This window comes from Candidatus Vallotia laricis (assembly GCF_020541325.1).
In the GTDB taxonomy this organism is placed as follows: Bacteria; Pseudomonadota; Gammaproteobacteria; order Burkholderiales; family Burkholderiaceae; genus Mycetohabitans; species Mycetohabitans laricis.
This window is the reverse complement of sequence record NZ_CP047399.1, coordinates 423,133-446,493: the sequence shown is the minus strand read 5'-3', so window position 1 is coordinate 446,493 and position 23,361 is coordinate 423,133. Positions and strand designations below refer to the sequence as shown.

The window sequence follows — 23,361 nt, the reverse complement described above, 5'->3', positions numbered from 1 at the left end:
CACCTGACTTAGTCTATTGACCCTATAGATATATTAGAGAAAAATGTTGCATCACTTTTAGTGTACAATACCACTTTCATCAAAATACTAAAATTTAGTACAGTTTATTATTAATTAGTCAAAATCCAGATTTTTAATATCGCCATAACACGATTTTTCTTACTTGTTAAGACGGCGTGCAGTCACTTCTATTTAAAGACTCTGCTAGTACGACTGACTAAATAGTAGTAATGCTATCAAGCTGATAAGCGTAAGCTAAAAAATATTGACCATTAGGCTACTATCTGATAAAAATCGAGAATGATACATTGATCTTGTCAAAAATCCTGGGATTTAGCCATTTAGCCATTGACTAATCTTTTCGTATCCTGCGGCATATTATTAAGAATAAAAGCGGTTTTCATGGTAGCGTAATGCTGGAAAGCATCTTCATTAATATTGCAATGACTTATGCAAAGATCTGATCAATACACGAGACCTAAAAATGCATGCGGGACTAATACACGATAGCAACAATACGCGCACTAATATAGACATGATTTATACTATTATTATATTATATTAATATAACGCACTCAGGCAATTGACGTCGCATCTGGCGTTAGCCTATAATCAATTGACGGAGCGTAGCGCAGCCTGGTAGCGCATCTGATTTGGGATCAGAGGGTCGTAGGTTCGAATCCTATCGCTCCGACCAATAAAAGCATGATTTATAAAAGTAGTAACTACACCTTAAATGTCATAGGAAAAATTTAATTTAGCTTGATTAATAAATCTAGGAACACATGTTTAAAACATCCTAATATAAATTTAAGTCTTAAAAATTATATTTTTAACTATATCTCCGATATGGGTTGTCTAAGTATTTAATGAGTCATTCTTGTGGCTCACAACTCTCATCCAATAAAACCACAGGCATAAGTATTATCTTAATTTTATTTATTTTCGAAAAAAGTATAGAGTGCGAAGCTTATCTATGTCATTAAATGACATACTGGTCTTTAGAATTCTCTTATTTGGAATCTGATCGTTAAGTTATAAAGTAAAACTTTATCATTAAAAATAAAAAGTAAATAAAGTGTAATAAGTTAATTATCTATTTTTGAGAATTCTTACTAATGCACAACATTAATTAATGTTACCTTATTACATTTTTTTCAAAAATTATAGAAAAGAATTTTCTTTATCACTCTCTCCATCAAATTCCCGCGTGTTCTTAAAATTTTTTATTAAATAATCTAAATATTTATCCAAATTTACTTCTTCTAAGAGCGTACTTCTAGCGTTCTAGATTATTTATTAATACAGGAATTAAAAATTTTAATTAAAGATTTTTATTTTTAATATTCTGATATATACGAATGATAGTGCTATTATACTTAATGGTTTTAATCTTGTGTAGTATATTACACTTTTCAAAAAATTTTTTGAACCAAAATTACTATAAATAAGTTTAAAATCTAGTAAGATATAGATCTTTTGAAGAAAATTATACATACCAAATATGTATTAACTTTTTGTTATTTAGACTCGTTCATAAACATGATATTTTATACAATATATATACTTACATAGTAAGTCACTTGTATGGTCAAATATTATTATAGAATAATAGTGTCATGAGATGCAAATAATGCTATTGCCAACAGGTACATAAAAGTAGTATATATAAAAGTAGTATATAAAAAAATTACCACCATGAAGATAGCAATACTGTGTGATTGTTAGTGAAATTAGAAGGTCCTAATTCTGCTATTTAAACAGAAATATGCTATTGATTCTTCTGTATGCGACTACCATCTCAGGGTCTGGTGTATATCTAGTGTATAGTCTATACTATCATACTACAATACATATTGTAGCATTCAATGCGAGTACTATCTAATACAGCAAGAATTTATCTCTTGTTTAACAACTTAGATAGTCTAAAATATATTTTTTATGGCTTGGTATCTTTTCATTATTTACATAAAATAACGACCATGCTTAGTATAGAAACACAGTTTCATCACAATTTATAGTGATGATATATTTTATAGGAGGGGGCAATTGTGATGGAAATTAATAAGGAACACCTAATGTCAGATATAAAAACTGTTCTATCGGACGCAGAAGATCTGCTCAAACAGGCAGCAAGTACAACTGGCGAACGCGCTAACGAATTAAGTGAAAAAGCACTTATACGTCTAAAGCAAGCAAAAGAAAAGGCGAGCGATGTCCAGGTTGTAGTTGTAAAAAAAGGTAAAAAAGCTGCTCGTGCCACAGATGATTATGTCCATGACCATCCCTGGACGTCTATTGGCGTTGCTACTGGAATTGGTATGTTGATTGGGCTACTGATTAATCGCAAGTAACGCTGAACTTAGCATATGCGTCTTCTGTTTCTAGCACTTAGTTTTGCCTTGTCCTTTATACGTAATGTGCATTCGTTGGCTAATAAAACATTCTACTGCCGCGCTTCGCGCGATCTGTTGATGAAAAAAAACATTCAACCGACATTGCTAATTTATCGTTCACTACGACGCCTTACTGCATCGGCGTTTTGTCTTTTCCAAACACGCCTAGAATTAATCAGTATTGAACTCGCAGAAGAAAAAGATCGGCTATTTAATATATTTTTCTTCGGCCTTATAGCCATGATGTTTGCGACAATAGGACTTATGACCCTAACTATACTTATGACCGCGGCGTTCTGGGAAACGTATCGATGGCAGACGTTGGCTATACTAACTATAGTATATCTTATTGTAGCTTGTGCATGCATGAGAAAAGTATACGCAGACCTCCGGCGAGGAGCTTTAGTTTTCGAGAAAACACTATCTGAATTTGATAAAGATCGCGCTATTTTGTATAAATCATCATTATGAATAATCCCTATTTAAATAGCCATCCCGCCTATCCAATGCCGATACAAAGTTCAAATTACTCTAAAGCTACAGGTAAAGTTCGGAAACTTCGAAAAGAAGTATTAATTGCACGCGCTGATCGTAATCGACTGGACATTGTAAATGCCAGCCAGGAGATATGCCAAGATATTTCGAGGCTTAATTGGATTAGGTGGCTAATGCCTGGGATTAGTAAATACCAATTATTGTGTGGGTTTTCTTTAACTATCCGTAAATTACTTAATCAGTATCCGCTGTTTAGTTCGATCGCATCGGCTACATTAGCCGCCTCCGTGCGTCGAATGGTTATCCAAAATGCTAAACCATTACTAAAATGGACTGTCATAAGTGCTGCCGCTTGGAAGATCTACGGTCTGTGGAGAGCAGAACGTCTGCATCAAGATGCGACCTCCGATCATGGATGCACTAAGCTGTAGTACAATCGCGTGATTTTTTGCCTTAATCGAGCATACTTACTTAATATGACCTATATCGCAGACGAATTTTTCCAACCAGAGATAAACTAAATTAGTTGGCTATCTCTCAACGTTAAGTTTTAGTAAATTATTTAATAAATCATATAAGTTTTTTATTTGCTAACTTGCTAACTGAGTCAATAGCATAACCGTTTTTTATCTTCTATCATGGTGGGAGATAGCATACATATAATCAGTCTTTGTATAGATATAAGATCCAGAAAGAAAAGTAATCAATAGCCATCGTTAAATACAGTAAGAATAGCAATAAGTTACAGTAACAAAGCGTTTCTTACAAAAGAGTATCGCACTCCAGAACTACCACTAGTTTGCACTGTGCAATGCGGTGCTAACACTACGACTAAAATACCTCTAAATTTATTATCTAGACTAGTAAGTAGATTTCGTCTACTAGATATCTGTATTTTTTATCAGTAGTATTGTAAAATACGTAAAGCTCACTACTATATCCACCTAACCTAAATTCTGCTTACTTTTAGCCTACTCTGAAGTATATCTGCAAGGGTGAGGAACTATTAATTGACTAGCAAGTCTATATCTCTATTACAGATAGAGTAATCTCTCATAAATCTAACCTGGATGCTATAGAATATAGCTAAGTCCTAAATATCTATATTCAAATTTTGAATTATAATAATCCCGGAATCACAATACAAGAGTTTGAAAGATAGTGGTACTATAGAGACATATTAACAAGACTTATTTTCTGATTTAGCGATTATATACCAATGATGTCTAATCAGTTAGGATGCCTAAAACCCTTGAAAATATGCAGCCATAGCAACCGCTTATAGTTTAATAAATAGCTATAATGGAGCTATAAGGTTGCTTTGCAACTTAAGACCGGATGCCGGCAGCTGAAGACCAACCGAACTCATCGATTAGTTTTTTAAACTCGGAAACATCTTCGAAGCGTCTATACACTGATGCAAATCGCACGTAAGCAATCTCATCAAGCTTAAGCAGCTCTTCCATTACCAACTCGCCGAACCATTTGCTACGTACCTCGCGCTCGCCAGAAGCTAGTAATTGATACTCAATGCGTGCGACTACTGCATCGATCTTCTCGGCAGCAACAGGGCGCTTGCGCAAAGCAAGTTGTATGCTAGATAGCATCTTGCTGCGGTCAAATTCCACTCGCGTCCCATCACTTTTGATAACCGTTGGTAATGCAAGTTCAACGCGCTCGTATGTTGTAAAGCGCTTATCACAAGCCGGACAGCGACGACGACGGCGGATTGTTGTACCGTCTTCCGACACACGTGAATCTACTACCTGAGTATTGTCATGCCAGCAAAATGGGCAACGCATAACAATTCGTCCAACAGCCTACTTATACACCGGAAACTGATTTGTGAGTTTAGTAACCTGCTCACGCACACATTCAATAGTTTCGGTATTATTTGGATTGTCGAGTACATCAGCAATCAGATTGCCGATATGCTCGGCTTGGGCCAATCCGAAACCACGAGTGGTCATTGCCGAAGAGCCAATACGTATACCACTAGTTATAAATGGCTTCTCAGGATCATTTGGAATTGAATTTTTATTCACGGTGATATGTGCACTACCTAACACAACTTCCGCACTTTTACCTGTAATCTGTTTTGCGCGCAAATCTACTAGCATCATATGGCTCTCGGTTCGACCAGACACAATTCGTAAGCCACGCTTAATGAGAGTTTCAGCAAGTATACGCGCGTTATTTATGACTTGTTTCTGATATATCTTGAACTCTGGTGCAAGCGCTTCTTTAAATGCAATAGCTTTTGCTGCAATTATATGCATTAATGGACCACCTTGGATGCCTGGAAATATTGATGCATTAATAGCTTTTTCGTATTCCATCTTCATTAAGATTGCACCCCCCCGAGGTCCGCGTAAGCTCTTGTGTGTGGTTGTTGTTACAAAGTCAGCATATGGCACAGGATTTGGGTATACATGAGCCGCAATTAGTCCCGCATAATGCGACATATCTACCATAAAATAAGCTCCGACTGACCTCGCAATCCGCGCTAAGCGTTCGAAGTCGATGCGCAGAGAGAACGCCGATGCACCCGCAATTAGCAGCTTTGGCTTATGTTGGTGCGCGAGATGCTCGGCTGCGTCATAGTCAATATCTTCGTTTTTATTTAGTCCGTAGCTGATAGCATTAAACCATTGGCCGGATAGATTAACTGGCGAACCGTGCGTAAGATGGCCACCGTGGGCAAGGCTCATTCCCATAATCGTATCACCTGGCTTAAGGAGCGCGAAGAATACCCCCTGATTGGCCTGTGAACCTGAATGCGGCTGTACATTCGCTACCTCTGCGCCAAATAGATGCTTGATCCGTTCGATCGCCAAGTGCTCGACTACATCGACATATTCGCAGCCGCCATAGTAGCGCTTACCCGGATATCCTTCAGCATACTTATTGGTCAGTTGAGAACCCTGAGCTGCCATTACTGCTGGGCTCGCATAGTTTTCCGACGCGATGAGTTCAATATGGTGTTCTTGTCTACAGTGCTCATTCTGAATCGCCTGCCAGATCTGCGGATCGCCATTTGCAATAGTTTGCTCAGTCTTGTCTAACATGCGTTAGTTTCCTTCAATATTTAAACGATTAACCTGAATTAGTAAATAGTTTCGTCCTATCATTGACTTCTATAAAATCTTCACGAAAATGACCCCCCGGTCACATAAAAATAGAGCAGTCTAGCTAGCACAATGCTGGAAATTGGATGATTATAGTGGTATATATTCTCCGATTTGAAATTCGTAAATTCTGGTTAGAGTAGATCTAAGTGTATTGGAAGGGTACTAAATAGGCAACTGAACTCGTTATAAAAATGCCCGTGTATTTATTCGGGACTATCACACATGTTTCGATCGAGGCCCACGAATAAATATTCGCTCACCTAAAATACTAGAGCCGCCCACTAAATGTGCTTCTAGCCACACGTACAATGTGTAATATTAAGTAGACTAAGGCTGGCATTACTGTCTGCTATAGCTATTTAATTAGAGTTAATTATGGAGGGTGCTATAGTCTAATATAGCTTACAGCTACTCAGAAGATGATTCGAGCCGTGTGAAAAACCGTTTTTGATTATTAGTTTTGTCAGTCGGTGGTACCTATCTGTTGACTTGCTTATTATCTAGAGTTGCACAGTGTGGATATACCTAGTTCGGGGTATTTTACCAGTGAGGTTAACAAATGAATAGTTACAACACTAAAGTACTATCTCTCCCCACACAATCTGTATGACTTGCATCTATCCCTTTAGTAATCTGGCTCAGTCTATAAGCAGCATGAAGATCTACTTAGCGAACTGTGATGTGTGGATATTACAATATACACATGTCCCATGTGTACTACTACATAAAACGTTAGTCAACTTGGTCTATTTAGACAATCTCTCTAAATAATACATAAACTATAAATAGTTATAGTAACTTACTATTTTAGTAGCTCCTATAGCGGAGCCTTAAGTTGTCTCTACAGACTGAATAAGCTATCGTAGTGCGGCACGTAATGTTTCAAGAATATAATACGAGCGCCTGCACTTCGCCTGACGGTAAGAAGTTTACATATATTGTATGCGTCTTTTAGCATCGTAGATGTATTTATCTAAATCTACATAAGAATTGTCGATGGGATAAGCGATAGCAATAACTGATATAAGATATTTTGAGTCACTAGGTTTCTCTATAAACGGGCAATATCTCCTCTACGCGACCACGATAAATAGTTGTCAAGTCTCGACAGTAGTTTTGACTGATGGCGGTGTGCATCATTATTAACTACTATACAGTTATGGACTTCCATCTCAAAAAGCTGGAATTTTATCAATAAATAATCGAAAAAAAGAAGAGACAGCTGAAGAAATTTATATATTCAGTATAGTATTATAGCTGTTCAAAAAGTAACTTTATTTAGGGCTGCAATCTCGGGATTTAAAGCGTTTGCATCAAAATATTCCTTAACCTATATCAACTAGTAAACTAATACTAGCTTAGCAATTTCTACACGCACATTGTCAATATGCAAATGCTATCAATAATTATACGGGGTATTTTGACGAAATACTCAACCCATTCTTATGCGCTAGAGTATGATTCTCTTTTACAAAAAACTAGCGGGAAAAAGAAAGAGCTGCCGTAAAACACATACTGTTACGACCAATCACATGCTACGCAGGCATCAAAAAAGCGACTATTGCTTAAGAGAGAGTCCGCCCAATGGTTTTTCGTACTCCCGGCTTGACCAATCTATTTTTTATAGATATGCTTCGAGCTACTTGGGTCGTTAGCTCAGCTGGTAGAGCAGCGGACTTTTAATCCGTTGGTCACTGGTTCGAATCCAGTACGGCCTACCAAAAAGTTAAATATTAAATTCGTTTTTTATTTTTATTCATTTTAACGAAAAAATTATAAATTTTTTACCGATTTTTTTATTAATGCGTACGAGCTATTTCTGATATTAAAATATCAGTAAGTGTTGTTAGAATAACAAGTGGGTAGATAGTTTTTTTATTCAATCGATAAATTCAAGTGCGATTGTGGACGGTCGTTACCTTCTACGGTCAGATTACTATCTGACCGTAATATTGGGTCAAGTCGCATTTGTTCTATTTTATCCAGATACTCAGCTGTCACATCGCCGGTAATATAGTGGCCATCAAAGCACGATGCCTCAAAATTCTGCACTTTCGGGTTCGTATCGCGTACTGCCTGCTTCATATCCTCGACGTCTTGGTAAACAAGTGCATCAGCCCCTATAATCTGCGCTACTTCCTGATCAGTCCTACCGTACGCCACTAACTCGTTTCGGGTCGGCATATCTATTCCATACACATTTGGAAAGCGTACTGGCGGTGCCGCTGATGCAAAGATTACTTTATTTGCGCCAGCATCACGCGCCATTTGTATAATCTCTTGTGATGTAGTACCCCGAACGATCGAGTCATCGACAATCAACACGTTACGGCCTTTAAATTCCACTGCCATTGCATTAAGCTTCTGGCGTACTGACTTTTTACGCACTGCCTGTCCGGGCATGATAAAGGTACGGCCAACATAACGGTTTTTGAAAAAACCTTCACGATATTCGATCGTAAGTTTTTTGGCAACCTGCATCGCAGCTGGCCGTGATGAGTCAGGAATTGGCATTACTACATCAATCTGCACGCCTGGTAGGGTACGCTGAATTTTCTCAGCTAAGTAATCACCCATCCGAAGCCGAGCGTTGTAAACGGGCACCCCATCAAGCACTGAATCAGGACGCGCTAGATAAACAAGTTCAAATATACACGGATTTAGACTAGCACACTGCACACATTGTTTTGCATGCAGTGTGCTATCCATACTAATAAATACGGCTTCGCCGGGCGCTATATCTCGCATAAACTCAAAAACAATGCCTTCAAGGGCAACCGATTCAGATGCAATCATCCATTCAGAACCTTTCTTGGTATCGCGCTTACCAATAGCTAGCGGCCTAATACCATGCCGATCACGAAATGCCAATAACCCATACCCAGCAATTATGGCAACAATCGCATAAGAACCCTTAACGCGCCGATATACCCCAGAAACCGCCTTAAAAATCGCGTCAGGCTCCAGCAAGAATCCGGTTGTAGCTAATTGCAGTTCATTTGCGAAGACATTAAGCAAGACTTCGGAATCAGAACTCGTATTGATATGCCGGCGGTCAATACGGAACATTTCGTCCTTGAGCTGTTCACAGTTTGTTACATTCCCATTATGTGCAAGAATAATACCAAACGGGGCATTCACGTAAAATGGTTGGGCTTCCTCTGCACTGCTAGCCGAGCCAGAAGTTGGGTAACGAACTTGACCGATCCCACAGTTTCCCGGCAGTGAGCGCATGTTGCGAGTACGGAACACGTCACGCACCATGCCATTTGCTTTATACATGTGGAACGTACTACCGTTAACCGTTGCAATACCTGCAGCATCTTGACCACGATGCTGCAGCAGTAACAAGCTGTCATAGATCAGCTGATTAATTGGAGATTGGGAAATTACGCCTACAATGCCACACATGGCACGTCCCTTCAAAAATTGAATCCGGATGATGATGTTAAAATGGCATATACGATGCTATTACGGCTGGCAGGAACGGTTTTAGTTCGCGCAAGCAGTGTTCGATATAAGGCCTGGATATTGCGTTGCGCCAAAAATTCTGTTGCGGAAGCTCTGTTAATCTGACAAGCGCTACTAATACGAGTACTAGTAATGCGCCTCGTATCAGTCCAAATAGCATGCCTAATATACGATCAATACTCCGTAGACCACCAATATCAGCGAGCCGTATAATTAGATCGCGGATTATACGGAAGGTAAACAATACAACCAAAATTAGAATAAAGAACGCGATCAGGTATCGTATTAGTGTTCCGCCGGGCCAGTTTACTGGTATATATCGTACTAGTACTGGTACATAGATCGTGGTGACGATCAGGGAAAAGATCCATCCAATTAAGCCGAATAATTCTGCTAAGAGCCCACGCCATATCCCACGCAGCACTGACAAACCAATGACTACTGTTACGGCATAGTCGAATGCGGTTAAGGTCCCGTCTATCACTGCATTAGTCATTATTTACTAATAATAATTGCTATTGACGTCCCGCGTGTCCCGAGTTTAGGTCGACTGCGCGTCGAACCTTTGTTACGGCATTAGTAGCAGCCGAACGATCAGAGAAAGGGCCGGCGCGTAATAGAATACGCTCTTTATTACTGTCGAACTGGTACTGTCTTTCAAAATAAGCTGGCACACCAATAGATTTCAAGCGTCGCACCCAATGTTGCGCGTCGATATCATTATTTAGTACACCTAACTGCACCACATAGTAACTTCCGGAAAGTATGTTTGGCTTACTACCAGGGCTTGCTACATTATTACTACCAGGGCTTACCGCATTAAGTGAGGTATTTATATCGATTTGTGCTTGATCATACCTATCTTTTATTGCGGTCTCTCTACGAGACAGATTATCCGGTACTGATTTGAGGCGCTCCGGAATTTGGATGACAATATCTTCTTTGCTAGATATCTTCGGGGAGGAGTCGAGAATAAGAGGAAACGAAACTATAGCCCCCAGAAGAAGTACAATCGCACCGATCAGACGCCGGCGTGCGCGCTGTTTCATACTCAGCTTTAAATCAGGCAATATCGAATTCTGATCGGAATAACGATCAGCCTTTTTCCCATGCTGGCTTGTTTGGATAGCCTGATTCCACGTACTGGTCCACAACAGATCCACGTCATTCTTACTGCAGAAAGAAAATAATTTCATATGTAGTCGTATAGACGCTAGCAGAGTGCTGGCTTAGCTACCATGCGATTTGTACGGTCAATAATGCTCTATTCCATTAGAAGAAATGACGCCAGATATCGTATAGAAACTACCAGAAACCACGATTCTATCATTTTTAGACGCCCGATTCAGCGCATCTTTATAGGCAATCTGTGGGTTGGAAAACCGCCGGATGGATATGTCTAAAGGCTTAGTAGAATCCCCGCGTGTCACACCAAGTGTGACTAATTTCTGTTCAATGTCAACTGTGCTAATAGCCCGAGATATAGGTAATTCGGTGATGCACCAATAATCTATTACGTCTTTCAAGCATGCCAGCATGCCGGCGACATCTTTATCAGCCATCGCCCCAAACACTAAATAAGTGTACGGAAAGTAACCCATATTGGCTAGATTCTTTGCTAAAACAGCAGCTGCGTGAGGATTATGCGCAACATCTAAAACAATTGCCGGTTTACCAGATAACACCTGGAAACGCCCCGGCAACTCGACATTGGTTAGCCCAAGCCGTATATCTTGTTCGCTAACTGGTAAACGATCTTGTAGCGCCTCGAGGGCAGCAATCGCTGTCGTAGCATTTAATAACTGATTTTCACCGCGCAGAGCTGGATAGGCTAACGCTGCATGTTTTAATGAGCGCCCATGATAGCTCCATTGCCGCCGCTCGTTTTGAGGATAATAATCATAGTAAAAATCACGGTTGAGTAGCCATAGATCGGCACCGATAGCCTCTGCATACTTAATCATGCTGGACGGAGTCAGGAGATCACTAACAATCGCCGGCTTGTTAGAACGAAAGATTCCTGCCTTCTCGTGGCCAATTAGTTCTCGCGTGTTTCCAATGTAATGCTGGTGGTCTAAATCAATACTAGTAATAACTGCACAATCAGTATCGATGATATTTACTGCATCGAGTCGGCCACCCATCCCAACCTCTAGAATCACCACATCAAGCTGCTTAAATGCAAATAAGCGCATAATCGCTAGTATCGTAAATTCAAAGTAGGTCAACGATACTGGTTGTGGCAATGATAACCTGGCGATCTCAATCGCCTCGAAATGGGGCAAAAGTTCACTATCGGTCGCATTAAGACCATCTACGCGCGCTCGCTCGTTGAATTTTATCAGATGCGGCGATGTATGGCATCCTACGTGATAGCCAGCATGTAAAAGAATTGCTTCTAAGATCGCGCATGTTGATCCCTTTCCATTAGTGCCACCCACTGTGATTACAGGACAGTAAAATTGTAGACCAAGCACCGCCTTGACGCGCTGAATACGCACTAGACTCATATCAATACTAACTGGATAGGAAGTTTCTAGATATATCAGCCAATCCCGAAGAGTTACAAAATTTTGCATAAGAGCCCCGGTATAAAACGTCGTCGCTTTACATGACCGCATCTATTGGCTGGCGCGTCAACAGCGCGATCAACTGGGCGATTTCGCCTCGCATTTTGCGCCGGTCTACAATCATGTCAATCGAACCTTTTTTGAGTAAGAACTCTGATCGCTGAAAACCCTCCGGCAGTTTTTCTCGTACCGTCTGCTCAATCACGCGCGGACCAGTAAAACCGATTAGTGCGCGGGGCTCGGCAATTACAAGGTCGCCCAAAAAGGCGAAACTAGCGGACACCCCACCCATAGTTGGATCGGTCAGCACTGAGATAAATGGGAGATTAGCTGTAGAGAGCTTCGTCAGCATCGCCGTAGTCTTAGCCATCTGCATGAGCGATAACACGCTTTCCTGCATCCGTGCTCCACCTGATGCCGAAAAGCAAATAAACGTGGCTTGCTGCTCAAGCGCGTTTTTTACTCCACGCACAAATCGCTCGCCTACTACTGATCCCATGGAACCACCCATGAACGCAAACTCAAAGCAGGCGACTACTACTGGCAATGTATGAAGCGTACCGCTCATTACGACTATAGCGTCAGTCTCTCCAGATTCATCCATTGCGTCCTTAATCCGATCTGGGTACTTTCGACTATCTTTAAACTTTAGTACATCGACTGGTAGTATCTCATAGCCAATTTCACGCCGGCCTTCTGGATCTAGAAACATATTTAAGCGCTCGCGCGCACTAATTCGTATGTGCTGATCGCACTTTGGACAAACGTTCAAGTTTGCCCTAACATCATTCTGGTAAAGTACAGCTTCGCAGTTTAGGCACTTCACCCATAGTCCTTCTGGGATACTCTTTCGGCTGCGTGGATCTGTTTGCTTGATCTTCGGTGGCAGCAATTTATCCAGCCAACTCATAAAAACTCCTCGATACGAAGTTGTATCATAGTATGCCGCTAAGCTTAGCCCGCATAGTCTAGCGCTTGTCGTATATCAGTGATAAATGTCTTCAGTACTTGGATAGCCTCTTTCTCGGGTGTTTGCTCAAGTAGTTGTACAATACAACTCCCGATCACAACCGCATCACTTACTTTAGCGACTGCACGAGCAGTCGCTGCGTCACGAATACCAAAACCAACTCCAATCGGTAAAGGCACTTGTGATTTAATAGTTGATGTTTTACCTGAAATGCTAGAAACATTTAGATTTACGGAACCAGTTACCCCATTGAGAGATACATAATAAATGTATCCGCTTGCTAGCCGCCCTACCGAAGCAATACGCTCTGTAGTAGACGTCGGCGCAAGCATAAAAATTGGATCAATACTGTAGCTGCGCATTGCAGCAGCAAATTCAGAAGCTTCTTCGGGCGGATAGTCGACTACTAGTACACCATCAACACCAGCCTCACGTGCTGCGGCACCGAACACCTCGCACCCCATTTGCTCAATCGGATTGGCATATCCCATGAGAACCACAGGTGTATCGCGATCACGCTCGCAAAATACGCGCACGTAGTCTAGCACACGCCGCAGCGTGATACCGCGAGCTAATGCTCGCTCAGATGAACGCTGAATCACGGGACCGTCAGCCATTGGATCTGAAAACGGAATACCAAGCTCAATAATATCAGCACCGCTAGCAGCTAACGCATGCATAAACTCGACGGTTCGATCTGGGTCCGGGTCTCCTGCAGTCATAAATGGAATTAGGCCCTTGCGTTGATTTCGGGCTAATTCCAAAAACTTTGTTTCAATTCTGGACATGCTATAAGTCTCGTTTAAGAGCGTTTGGCTCGCTCTTAGTTTAGCTAATCGCTGACGAGTAAGTGAGTAGTATTTTGGATTAATCTCGTAGCCAATAAAGAAACGCCGGTGACGCGCATAGGCTACAGCAGTAGTACTGCTACCTATGAATGGATCAAGAACTAAACCACCTGGCGGGCAATTAGATAGTACCATTCGCTCGATAATTTCTAGTGGCTTTTGTGTTGGGTGTACAACGCGCTCCGCATGCTAGCGATGGAGTCGCGATACCGACAAAATGTCTTTCGGGTTATGACCAAGTTCGAGCTATTTACTACCCTCAAAAATACGTCGTGAGCGAGCTTTTTTTGATGATGGAATTATACGGAATACGGACGGAGTTTAAATCAAAGTAATAATTTTTTGATGCCACGAAAAGACCGATATTATTGTGCACCGGCGTAAATCGACGTGTTGTGCTGTCTATACTGGGCACGCATTGGTTTCAGATAATCTCGTTGATCATGCTGAGCGGGAGCTTCAAAAAGCAAAAAATCTCTGGCGCGTATTGCCACGTACGGAGTATATATTATATATATCAAGCCGCTTAGCTTGAGCTTTAGAAGCGCTATTTTAAGCCAACGGTAGGTCCGCGATAAAATTTTGACCAGAGCGCTTATTTGAATCATTACCATAGTCTTTTCCTAGCCTATATAGAGGATCACCTAGGATTAAGTCAATTATTAAGTCAATTGACTGGGCGGCTGTGCAACTTGCGTTGGAGAGAAAATCTTGATTGCGCAACGCCACCCTAGACTGGATATTATCATATGACTGTAGCGTGACAAGCGCCAGCTGATTACCCCCCCATTATCCGGATTGACTTGATTACTTTTAGGTCTCGTTTGTTTTCCAAGTTCGTCATTTTGTATCAGAATAAATTACACAGCTCTTTCAAAATGTGATGCCAGCACGCTCAGCTACCGTATGAATGTCTTTATCGCCCCGGCCCGACAGGTTTACTAGTAAAATCTGATCACGTCCTAGATCCGGAGCAATCTTTGCCGCATATGCAAGCGCGTGGCTGGATTCAAGAGCAGGAATAATGCCCTCGATACGGCAGCAGTCATGAAATGCACTTAATGCCTCATCATCTGTGATTCCAACATACTGTGCGCGACCAGTATCATGCAGCCATGCATGTTCTGGTCCGACACCCGGATAGTCTAGTCCCGCGGAAATTGAATGTGTATTGATAATTTGCCCATTCTGGTCTTGCAATAGATAGGTTCGGTTACCGTGCAGGATACCTGGTGAACCACTGATCAGTGACGCAGCATGACGACATGTCTCTATCCCATCGCCGGCCGCTTCTACGCCAATTAACTGAACTGCTGTATCGCTGATATATGGATAAAAAATACCCATCGCATTTGAGCCACCTCCTACGCACGCAATTACTGCGTCTGGTTGACGACCAACTAACTCAGCCATTTGAACCAGACATTCATCTCCGATTACACACTGGAAATTACGCACCATCATTGGATAGGGGTGTGGACCTGCTACAGTACCAATAATATAAAATGTATTCTCAATATTTGAGACCCAATCGCGCATCGCTTCATTTAATGCATCCTTCAGTGTGCGAGAACCCGAATCAATCGGCACAACAGTTGCTCCAAGCAGTTTCATTCGATAAACATTTGCTGCTTGTCGGCATACATCTAAAATACCCATGTATACTACACACTCCATACCAAGACGAGCCGCAATCGTTGCGGTAGCTACGCCATGTTGGCCGGCGCCAGTTTCCGCAATAATGCGCAGCTTTCCCATGCGACGTGCTAGCAAAGCTTGTCCAATTACATTGTTAATTTTATGCGCACCAGTGTGATTTAAGTCCTCACGCTTTAAATAAATCTGTGCACCACCGAGTAGTTCACTCCAACGCTTCGCGTGATAGATCGGTGACGGACGGCCCACAAAATGCTTTAGCTCGCGCGCATATTCCTCAACAAACTCAGGATTTTTTCGGTATTTTCCGTACGCGTCACGCAAATCGGTGAGCGCATGAAGCAATGTTTCGGCGACGAACACACCACCATACGGGCCAAAGTGACCACGTTCATCAGGCAAGTTGTACATTACAAAACTCTCCTCAGATAAGACCCGTGGACCGGACCGACGATCCTACTATTTAGGGGGTCCCTATAGCGGACGATACTTCATCTGCAGCGCGTACGGCATGAATAAACGCTGCCATTTTAATATAATCTTTAACACCCTTTGCATTCGCTACTTCGATGCCACTAGATACATCTACAGCATATGGGCGTATCCGATGAATAACGTTCGCTACGTTTTGTGAATTCAATCCACCACTAAAAATACCCCGATGTGCAATCTTTGCTGGAATAAGTGACCAATCAAAAACCTTTCCACCTCCGCCATAACCCGCTACTAACGTATCGAATAAAAGGCCTGTTGCACAAGCATAGTTGAGAGCTAATTTATCTAAATCAGTCGGCTTCGTATCTGGACTGATGTGTAGAGTGCGCAGCCAGCGCAGACCCGCTCGGTCTGCTAAGGCCTTGCAACGCTGAGGCGTCTCGTCACCGTGAAATTGAAGAATTCCAAGCGGCACTTCATCGATAACTCGTTCGAATAGAGTATTATCGGCATTAACAAACAGCCCAACCACGGACACAAATGCGGGGATACGACGCACTAGAGCGGAAGCTAGCTCAATACTTACACAACGTGGGCTAGGTGGGTAGAAGACTAATCCAATTGCATCCGCACCGAGTGCAACTGCTAAATCGACGTCCCCCTCACTACATAATCCGCATAGCTTCACGCGCGTTCGGCGTGTGCAGCTATGCTGTTTAGGGGCCATAATAGTGGCGGATTCAGTCATAATTCTATACCCGTGCAGAACGGAAAACACCTAGAATTAGATAGTGGCACATCAAAGTCATCAGGATATCTTACTTGTAGCAAGTAGAGGCCATCTGGCATAAATGTTGGCGCAGCGCGCCTTCGATCTCTAGTAGCTAGCACTTCTGCTACCCAATAGGCTGGGTGCTTATGCCACCCCACCGATACCAAACAACCCATAATATTTCGTACCATACGATATAAAAACGCATTCGCGCGAAATCGAAAATGCACAAACAGTCCATCCTCAACAATATCAATTGCATACAAGTGCTTGATAGGCGTTTTTGCTTGGCAATTAGACGAGCGAAACGACGAAAAATCGTGTTCACCGATCAGGTGCCTGGCAGCCTCTCGCATCATGTCGGTATCTAGTGCTTTATGAACCCACCCAGCACGCTTCGCTAGCATCGGCGAGCGTACCGAATGTACGTATAGCACATAAAAATACACGCGCTCAAATGCAGTAAAGCGCGCATGAAAAGTCGGCGGTACTAGTTTAGCCCACTGTACCGCAATACTTGGCGGTAAAAATGCGTTTACTCCACGAACCCATGAAGATTCTGCTCGGTCAAGCTGTGTATCGAAATGCACGACTTGACCAAGCGCATGTACGCCTCTATCAGTACGACCAGCAACAATAGTAGATAGTGGTACTTGCGCAAAATGCCCTAACGCAAGTTCAAACACGTTTTGCACGGTATTACCGTGTGGTTGTGCTTGCCAGCCGAAAAAATTGGATCCTTCATACTGAAGTCCTAACGCGATACGCATTAACACCCCACCTAATGCGGAACAAGAACGATACACAGCCTACGAATCTTGTCCGATGATATCGGATATTTGACACAAAGACTCTTATCTAATGCACGCGCTGGATTTCCTAATTCTATATATTTTATGGTCAGATCAAGCTTGATACGAGATAATCGCAGTGAACACTGTAGTAGTGAGGTACTAAACGGTTCCGTGATAAATATGCATACATTTAGTATAAATTAATAGCCAAAATTATAAAATCATATTGCTTATATCTTGGGCGACAGAGGATATCGAGACACTTCTAATATAATTTTAGAGATATGCAACACGAGTAGCACCAGCAAAATTTGCTTGCGCAAATCTTGAACTTTACGAGCGTCCTAAAGCAAAAAAACTTATATTGAATATACGTCTATTTATTGTTAACTACGTTGCATATATTTATTAATACTAATTAACTTATTGATAATATAATGAAAATTATAAAACAAAAAAGCGTTAGGCGCCCTAATAATATAATTTCTTTTGCATAAGGTATACGTTTATTTTCTCGTAGATCAACGCTCAATTAAAATGCGCAACATCCTGCGAAGGGGTTCAGCAGCGCCCCATAGTAACTGATCGCCAACTGTAAATGCCGCCAGATATTCCCCCCCCATCGCAAGCTTTCGCAATCGGCCGATCGGGACCGATAATGTACCGGTTACATTAGCTGGTGATAGTTCCTGTATTGATGCATTACGCTCGTTCGATATAACCTTTACCCAATCGCTTGCTGTTTCTAGCATATGATAAATCTCATCGAGCGGAACGTCTTTTTTTAGCTTGATTGTCAAGGCTTGAGAGTGACAGCGCATTGCGCCGATGCGTACGCATAACCCATCGATTGGGATCGACCCTGGTTTACCTATTCCTGGTCGACCTAGGATTTTGTTGGTTTCGGCGCCCCCCTTCCATTCTTCTTTTGATACGCCATCTCCTAGATCTTTATCGATCCATGGAATCAGAGATCCAGCTAGTGGCACGCCAAAATATTGTACGGGCAATGCGGCACTATTCATGATAGAAGACACACGATAATCAATATCTAAAATTGACGACGTTGGATCCGATAGTTGCGACTCAACTGCGTTATATAGTGTCCCCATCTGAGATAAAAGCTCTCGCATATTTTGCGCGCCAGCACCGGATGCGGCTTGATATGTCATTGCGGTCACCCAATCGATTAAATCGTACCGGAATAATCCGCTTAGCGCCATTAGCATTAAACTCACAGAGCAATTCCCGCCAATAAAATCGCGGCCTCCGTGCATCAGCGAATTACGAATCATGTCGAGATTGATCGGATCTAGAATAATTACTGCATCATCTTTCATTCGAAGAGTAGATGCTGCATCGATCCAGTAGCCTTTCCATCCAGCAGCACGTAGCTTTGGATAGATATCTTTTGTATAGCTACTTCCCTGACAGGTAATAATCGCGTCACAGCGTTTTAGTTCCTCAAGATCTGATGCTCCTTTAAGCTTTGTATTAACAAATTCCGGCGCCGATCCGCCCACATTACTAGTACTGAAGAAGATGGGCTCTATTAAGTCCAAATCTCGCTCCTGCTGCATACGTCGCATTAGGACGCTGCCAACCATGCCGCGCCAACCAACAAAACCTACGTTCATGACTTGCCTTTTGGATCAATTCTTTTGTACACCTACCACCAGTATGTCCACCCATAGGAGATAGGGTGGACATAACCAGAAACGATTAAGTTTCGACTGTTTACAAACGTGAATAGCGACCTGCTGTACTAATAATACAGCAGGTCGCTAACGTCGTTTATGACAACTAAGTTTTATAAGTAAATGCCAAGATTAGTTGGGTTATTATATACGAAATTTAGAGGTAGGCAGTACTTGAACAGCTCGAAAAGCGAACTGATTCAGCAATTTACATTACCTTAATCGCTCGATTAAACGTCATCAGTGTGCTAATGCCGCAATGACTGCATTGCCCATTTCGCTCGTACTAACTTGCTTACAACCTGGTGTAATAATATCTAATGTGCGATATCGTTGTGATAGTACAAGTTTAACTGCATTCTCAATCCTATCCGCCTGTTCAGGTCGCCCTAGTGAATACCGTAACATCATTGCTGCCGAAAGGATTGTCGCAAGCGGATTAGCTATACTTTTACCTGCAATATCCGGTGCTGAACCGTGTGATGGCTCGTATAGGCCCTTGTTATTAGCATTGATCGACGCAGAGGGTAACATACCGATCGAACCAGTTAATATTGCTGCCTCATCAGATAAGATATCACCAAATATATTGCCGGTTACAACTACATCGAAAGCCTTTGGTGCTTTCACTAGTTGCATGGCTGCGTTATCAACATACATATGTGACAATTTGACGTCCGGATATTCGAGCGCCAAATCAATCATGACATTTCTCCACAGTTGCGATGTCTCTAGCACGTTAGCTTTATCGATAGATGTCACATGTTTTGTGCGTTTTCTTGCTGCCTGGAAAGCTACGTGCCCAATTCGTCGGACTTCTGGTTCTGCATAACGCATTGTATCGAAACCTTCATGATTACCCTGGAATGGGCCATCTGGTGCGTTGCGAAGACCGCGTGGCTGGCCGAAGTAGATATCCCCACTTAGTTCTCGTACAATCAGGATATCTAGTCCAGAAATAATTTCTGGCTTTAGCGATGACGCACTCGTTAATTCCGGATAGCATATCGCCGGACGAAGGTTTGCAAATAACTGTAGATGCGTGCGCAATCCAAGAATTGCTTGCTCCGGGCGAAACATACGCTCAAGCTTATCATATCTCCAATCACCGACTGCTCCAAACAAAATTGCGTCAGCGTGCTTAGCTAGTGCCAATGTATCATCTGGTAAAGGATTCCCGCTTGCCTCGTAGGCAGCACCGCCAACTAGTGCTAGTTCTAATTCGAAACTCTCGTCGAGCGCTTGGAGCACTTTTACTGCCTCAGTCACAATTTCTGGGCCAATTCCGTCACCCGGCAAAATAGCAATCTTCATAGATTATGTTCCCAAAGAATTCAACTGATAAAACACATAAAGATAAATGCTATCTCAATCTCAATCGATAAGTGTATTAGTTAGCCATGGTTGATGAGCTAATCGTTCAGCTTCAAATTGAGTAATCCGCTGACGATGACGTAGTGTAAGATCAATATCATCGAAACCATGAAGCAAACAGTACTTCCGAAACGGTGTAATATCGAAATTAAATACTTTGTGGCCGCATAGGGTGCGTACTTTCTGTTGATTTAGATCAATTGTTAACTGGAATCCGTCAAATGTAGCGGTATCATTAAATAGCTGCTGCACATCAGAGGTAGGTAAAACTATCGGCAGCAGACCATTCTTCAGGCAATTATTAAAGAAAATATCTGCAAAATAGGGGGCGATTATCGCTCGAAAACCGTACTGCTGTAGTGCCCAGGGCGCATGTTCACGTGAACTACCACAGCCGAAATTCTGGCGCGTAAGCAAGATTGAAGCGCCTTGGTAGCGCGGCCAATTTAGTACGAAATCCGGGTTCAGCGTTCGGCTTAAATAATCTTTGCGCAGCTCGCCATGGTCTAAGTATCGCCATTCATCAAATAGATTAGGGCCAAATCCTGTGCGCTTGATCGACTTCAGAAACTGCTTAGGAATAATAGCATCAGTGTCGACATTCTCACGATCAAGGGGTACAACAATACCGGTATGAACAGTAAATTTTTCCATAACTTCCTTGAACTTAATTGAATGAGGTCAGGCTCGCTGTTATAGGTTATGTTTGGTAATTTTGTGTTACTCTGCTGATGCGGCTGACTTAGTTAGAGTCCTGCTTAAGGGCGTGCTAGCGTCATATGCATGTCTTCTCTAGGAGAAAGTCCATCGATAGTAGCCGAGCATTGCTGAAACCGTTTGTATTGTATGTATTCAATGAATATAGCATTTTGCTTATAATGCGTTTCAAGCCAGCTGACGCACATCAAAAAAATGTCCAGCGATGGCAGCTGCTGCTGCCATCGCTGGACTAACCAGATGGGTACGTCCGCCGTTACCTTGGCGCCCCTCGAAATTACGATTCGATGTCGACGCACACCGATCCCCCGGATCCAGTCGGTCTGCGTTCATTGCTAGACACATTGAACAACCTGGTGCACGCCACTCAAACCCAGCCCCCTTAAATACTTTGTCGAGCTCTTCCCGCTCGGCTTGCTCCTTCACTAACCCAGAGCCCGGTACAACTAAAGCTTGCCGGATACTTGGTGAAATACGCTGCCCAAACTTACGAACTACGTCCGCGGCAGATCGCAGATCTTCAATTCGAGCATTAGTGCAAGAGCCAATGAAAATTTTGTCTAGCCTTATTGCCTCGATTGGCATATTAGGCTTTAGAGCCATATACTGAAGTGCTCGCTCCATCGCATCTCGCTTAACTGGGTCTTTCTCTAGCTTTGGGTTGGGTACTCGTTCGTTAATCGATGTAACCATCTCTGGCGATGTACCCCAGGTTACTTGCGGTAGAATCTGCGACGCACTTAGATTAATAATCTGATCAAAATGTGCACCTTTATCAGAGCAAAATATTCTCCAATATCGAGAAGCTTCTTCAAACGCAGCATCCTTTGGTACAAACGGACGATTACGAAGATAGTCGATTGTTATATCATCGACCGCTATCATTCCGGCACGGGCGCCCGCCTCAATAGCCATGTTGCATATGGTCATGCGACCCTCCATGGAGAGTGCATTGATTGCCAGGCCGCTGAATTCAATCGCATAACCAGTACCACCAGCTGTACCAATGCGCCTGATAATTGCAAGGATAATATCCTTGGCCGCACATCCACGTGGCAATACGCCATCAACTTTGATCAGCATATTCTTGCTTTTTTTCTGAAGTAAAGTCTGAGTGGCAAGTACATGTTCAACCTCGGACGTACCAATTCCGTGCGCAAGGGCACCAAATGCGCCATGCGTTGACGTATGGGAATCACCACAGACTATAGTCATTCCGGGCAATGTTGCTCCCTGCTCCGGCCCAATGATATGAACGATACCCTGTCTCTGGTCGTTCATCTTGAATTGCGTGATTCCATGAGCATCACAGTTAGCATCTAGAGTATCTACCTGTAGTCTAGATACCGGATCTGTAATGCCATAGCTGCGATCAGTAGTTGGTACATTATGGTCCGATACCGCTAAGTTCGCGCTAATACGCCATATCGGTCGTTGTGCCAGCCTCAAGCCTTCGAATGCTTGTGGCGAGGTCACTTCATGTAATAAATGCCGATCAATATATAGTAAAGTAGTGCCGTCTTCCTCAGCATGGACGACGTGCGAACTCCACAGTTTGTCATACAAAGTCTGGAGCATAGTGTTTAGTTTCTAGTTGGGATTCTAGACCGTGATATTGAAAGGATTGAGTAAACCAAGTTGCGTGGATAACAGATGATGTCAGTAGTACAAAACAATTCCCTATCTCTTGGCTAGAAAACATTATAAAAGTATAGGGGCTTATGATGACATTTAAAATACCTAGATAAATACTATGATTGATGCACCTGCACGACTATATCGCACAGTACAGTAGGAAATAGCTACACAGCTTAGCCCCCCCCCCTCTGTAGAGGGGGATTTTATCAAATCGCGCTTGAAAGCACACCCCAGCTCCACTCTGTTAGTTAGGCTGATACTGATACCGATGATTACGAGCAATCTCGACACATATGCAGTAAACATATATATCTACTCAACTCACTATATCCTAACTTGTAAGTATGAAATCAGAGTGCTTTCCTGATGGCTGAGTGCGCTCTATCACTCTACAGTA

Annotated in this window: 18 protein-coding genes and 2 tRNA genes; 5 read left to right on the top strand and 15 right to left on the bottom strand. The window is 42.4% G+C overall.

The genetic code is table 11. The annotated features are described in order from the left end of the window. The first annotated feature begins 620 nt into the window (after nt 1–620). From GKR41_RS01795 to GKR41_RS01780, 4 genes are all read left to right on the top strand, one after another. A tRNA-Pro gene (locus GKR41_RS01795) sits at nt 621–697 on the top strand. 1,354 nt (nt 698–2,051) lie between these two features. Next, nucleotides 2,052–2,354 (top strand): ElaB/YgaM/YqjD family protein, encoded by a 303-nt coding sequence (locus GKR41_RS01790; protein ID WP_226810150.1) that lies wholly within the window; start codon nt 2,052–2,054, stop codon nt 2,352–2,354. Nucleotides 2,355–2,474: 120 nt separating this feature from the next. Next, nucleotides 2,475–2,867, top strand: a complete 393-nt coding sequence (locus GKR41_RS01785; protein ID WP_226810225.1) for a phage holin family protein — start codon at nt 2,475–2,477, stop codon at nt 2,865–2,867. Beyond that, entirely contained in the window at nt 2,864–3,322 is a 459-nt protein-coding gene (locus tag GKR41_RS01780; RefSeq protein WP_226810149.1) for a DUF3318 domain-containing protein, read from the top strand. The genes GKR41_RS01785 and GKR41_RS01780 overlap by 4 nt, the downstream gene beginning before the upstream one ends. 897 nt (nt 3,323–4,219) lie before the next feature. On the opposite strand, the gene nrdR is transcribed toward GKR41_RS01780, so the two are convergent. Both nrdR and glyA read right to left on the bottom strand, forming a co-directional pair. Continuing rightward, on the bottom strand, nt 4,220–4,693 hold the full coding sequence (nrdR, locus tag GKR41_RS01775; protein WP_226810148.1) for a transcriptional regulator NrdR: 474 nt from the start codon (nt 4,691–4,693) through the stop codon (nt 4,220–4,222). A gap of 18 nt (nt 4,694–4,711) precedes the next feature. Further along, the gene (gene glyA, locus GKR41_RS01770; protein WP_226810147.1) at nt 4,712–5,959 is read right to left on the bottom strand and encodes a serine hydroxymethyltransferase; all 1,248 of its coding nucleotides are present in this window, start codon (nt 5,957–5,959) and stop codon (nt 4,712–4,714) included. 1,708 nt (nt 5,960–7,667) lie between these two features. Here glyA and GKR41_RS01765 point away from each other — a divergent pair. Continuing rightward, nucleotides 7,668–7,743 (top strand) — tRNA-Lys (locus GKR41_RS01765). Nucleotides 7,744–7,897: 154 nt separating this feature from the next. Here the strand turns inward: GKR41_RS01765 and purF are convergent. From purF to leuC, 13 genes are all read right to left on the bottom strand, one after another. Then, nucleotides 7,898–9,433 (bottom strand): amidophosphoribosyltransferase, encoded by a 1,536-nt coding sequence (gene purF / locus GKR41_RS01760; protein WP_226810146.1) that lies wholly within the window; start codon nt 9,431–9,433, stop codon nt 7,898–7,900. A 37-nt stretch (nt 9,434–9,470) separates the two neighbouring features. After that, on the bottom strand, nt 9,471–9,989 hold the full coding sequence (locus GKR41_RS01755) for a CvpA family protein (protein ID WP_226810145.1): 519 nt from the start codon (nt 9,987–9,989) through the stop codon (nt 9,471–9,473). Nucleotides 9,990–10,008: 19 nt separating this feature from the next. Then, a complete protein-coding gene (locus GKR41_RS01750; protein WP_226810144.1) occupies nt 10,009–10,656 on the bottom strand; it encodes an SPOR domain-containing protein in 648 nt (215 codons plus the stop codon). 90 nt (nt 10,657–10,746) lie between these two features. Then, nucleotides 10,747–12,072: a bifunctional tetrahydrofolate synthase/dihydrofolate synthase gene (gene folC, locus GKR41_RS01745; protein WP_226810143.1), complete on the bottom strand. Its 1,326-nt coding sequence runs from the start codon at nt 12,070–12,072 to the stop codon at nt 10,747–10,749. A 28-nt stretch (nt 12,073–12,100) separates the two neighbouring features. Beyond that, entirely contained in the window at nt 12,101–12,973 is an 873-nt protein-coding gene (gene accD / locus GKR41_RS01740; protein WP_226810142.1) for an acetyl-CoA carboxylase, carboxyltransferase subunit beta, read from the bottom strand. Between the two features lie 44 nt (nt 12,974–13,017). Next, complete coding sequence (trpA, locus tag GKR41_RS01735) at nt 13,018–14,016, bottom strand: tryptophan synthase subunit alpha (protein ID WP_239024479.1); 999 nt, start codon at nt 14,014–14,016, stop codon at nt 13,018–13,020. Nucleotides 14,017–14,754: 738 nt separating this feature from the next. Then, nucleotides 14,755–15,948: a tryptophan synthase subunit beta gene (trpB, locus tag GKR41_RS01730; protein ID WP_226810141.1), complete on the bottom strand. Its 1,194-nt coding sequence runs from the start codon at nt 15,946–15,948 to the stop codon at nt 14,755–14,757. Nucleotides 15,949–16,000: 52 nt separating this feature from the next. After that, a complete protein-coding gene (locus GKR41_RS01725; RefSeq protein WP_226810140.1) occupies nt 16,001–16,720 on the bottom strand; it encodes a phosphoribosylanthranilate isomerase in 720 nt (239 codons plus the stop codon). Continuing rightward, nucleotides 16,717–17,514, bottom strand: a complete 798-nt coding sequence (truA, locus tag GKR41_RS01720; RefSeq protein WP_226810139.1) for a tRNA pseudouridine(38-40) synthase TruA — start codon at nt 17,512–17,514, stop codon at nt 16,717–16,719. Before truA ends, GKR41_RS01725 begins: the two co-directional genes overlap by 4 nt. A 545-nt stretch (nt 17,515–18,059) precedes the next feature. Next, on the bottom strand, nt 18,060–19,175 hold the full coding sequence (gene asd, locus GKR41_RS01715; protein WP_226810138.1) for an aspartate-semialdehyde dehydrogenase: 1,116 nt from the start codon (nt 19,173–19,175) through the stop codon (nt 18,060–18,062). A 300-nt stretch (nt 19,176–19,475) separates the two neighbouring features. Beyond that, nucleotides 19,476–20,549 (bottom strand): 3-isopropylmalate dehydrogenase, encoded by a 1,074-nt coding sequence (gene leuB, locus GKR41_RS01710; RefSeq protein WP_226810137.1) that lies wholly within the window; start codon nt 20,547–20,549, stop codon nt 19,476–19,478. A gap of 60 nt (nt 20,550–20,609) precedes the next feature. Continuing rightward, nucleotides 20,610–21,263, bottom strand: coding sequence for a 3-isopropylmalate dehydratase small subunit (leuD, locus tag GKR41_RS01705; protein WP_226810136.1), 654 nt, complete (start codon nt 21,261–21,263; stop codon nt 20,610–20,612). A gap of 231 nt (nt 21,264–21,494) precedes the next feature. After that, the gene (gene leuC, locus GKR41_RS01700) at nt 21,495–22,904 is read right to left on the bottom strand and encodes a 3-isopropylmalate dehydratase large subunit (RefSeq protein WP_226810135.1); all 1,410 of its coding nucleotides are present in this window, start codon (nt 22,902–22,904) and stop codon (nt 21,495–21,497) included. Between the last annotated feature and the right edge of the window lie 457 nt (nt 22,905–23,361).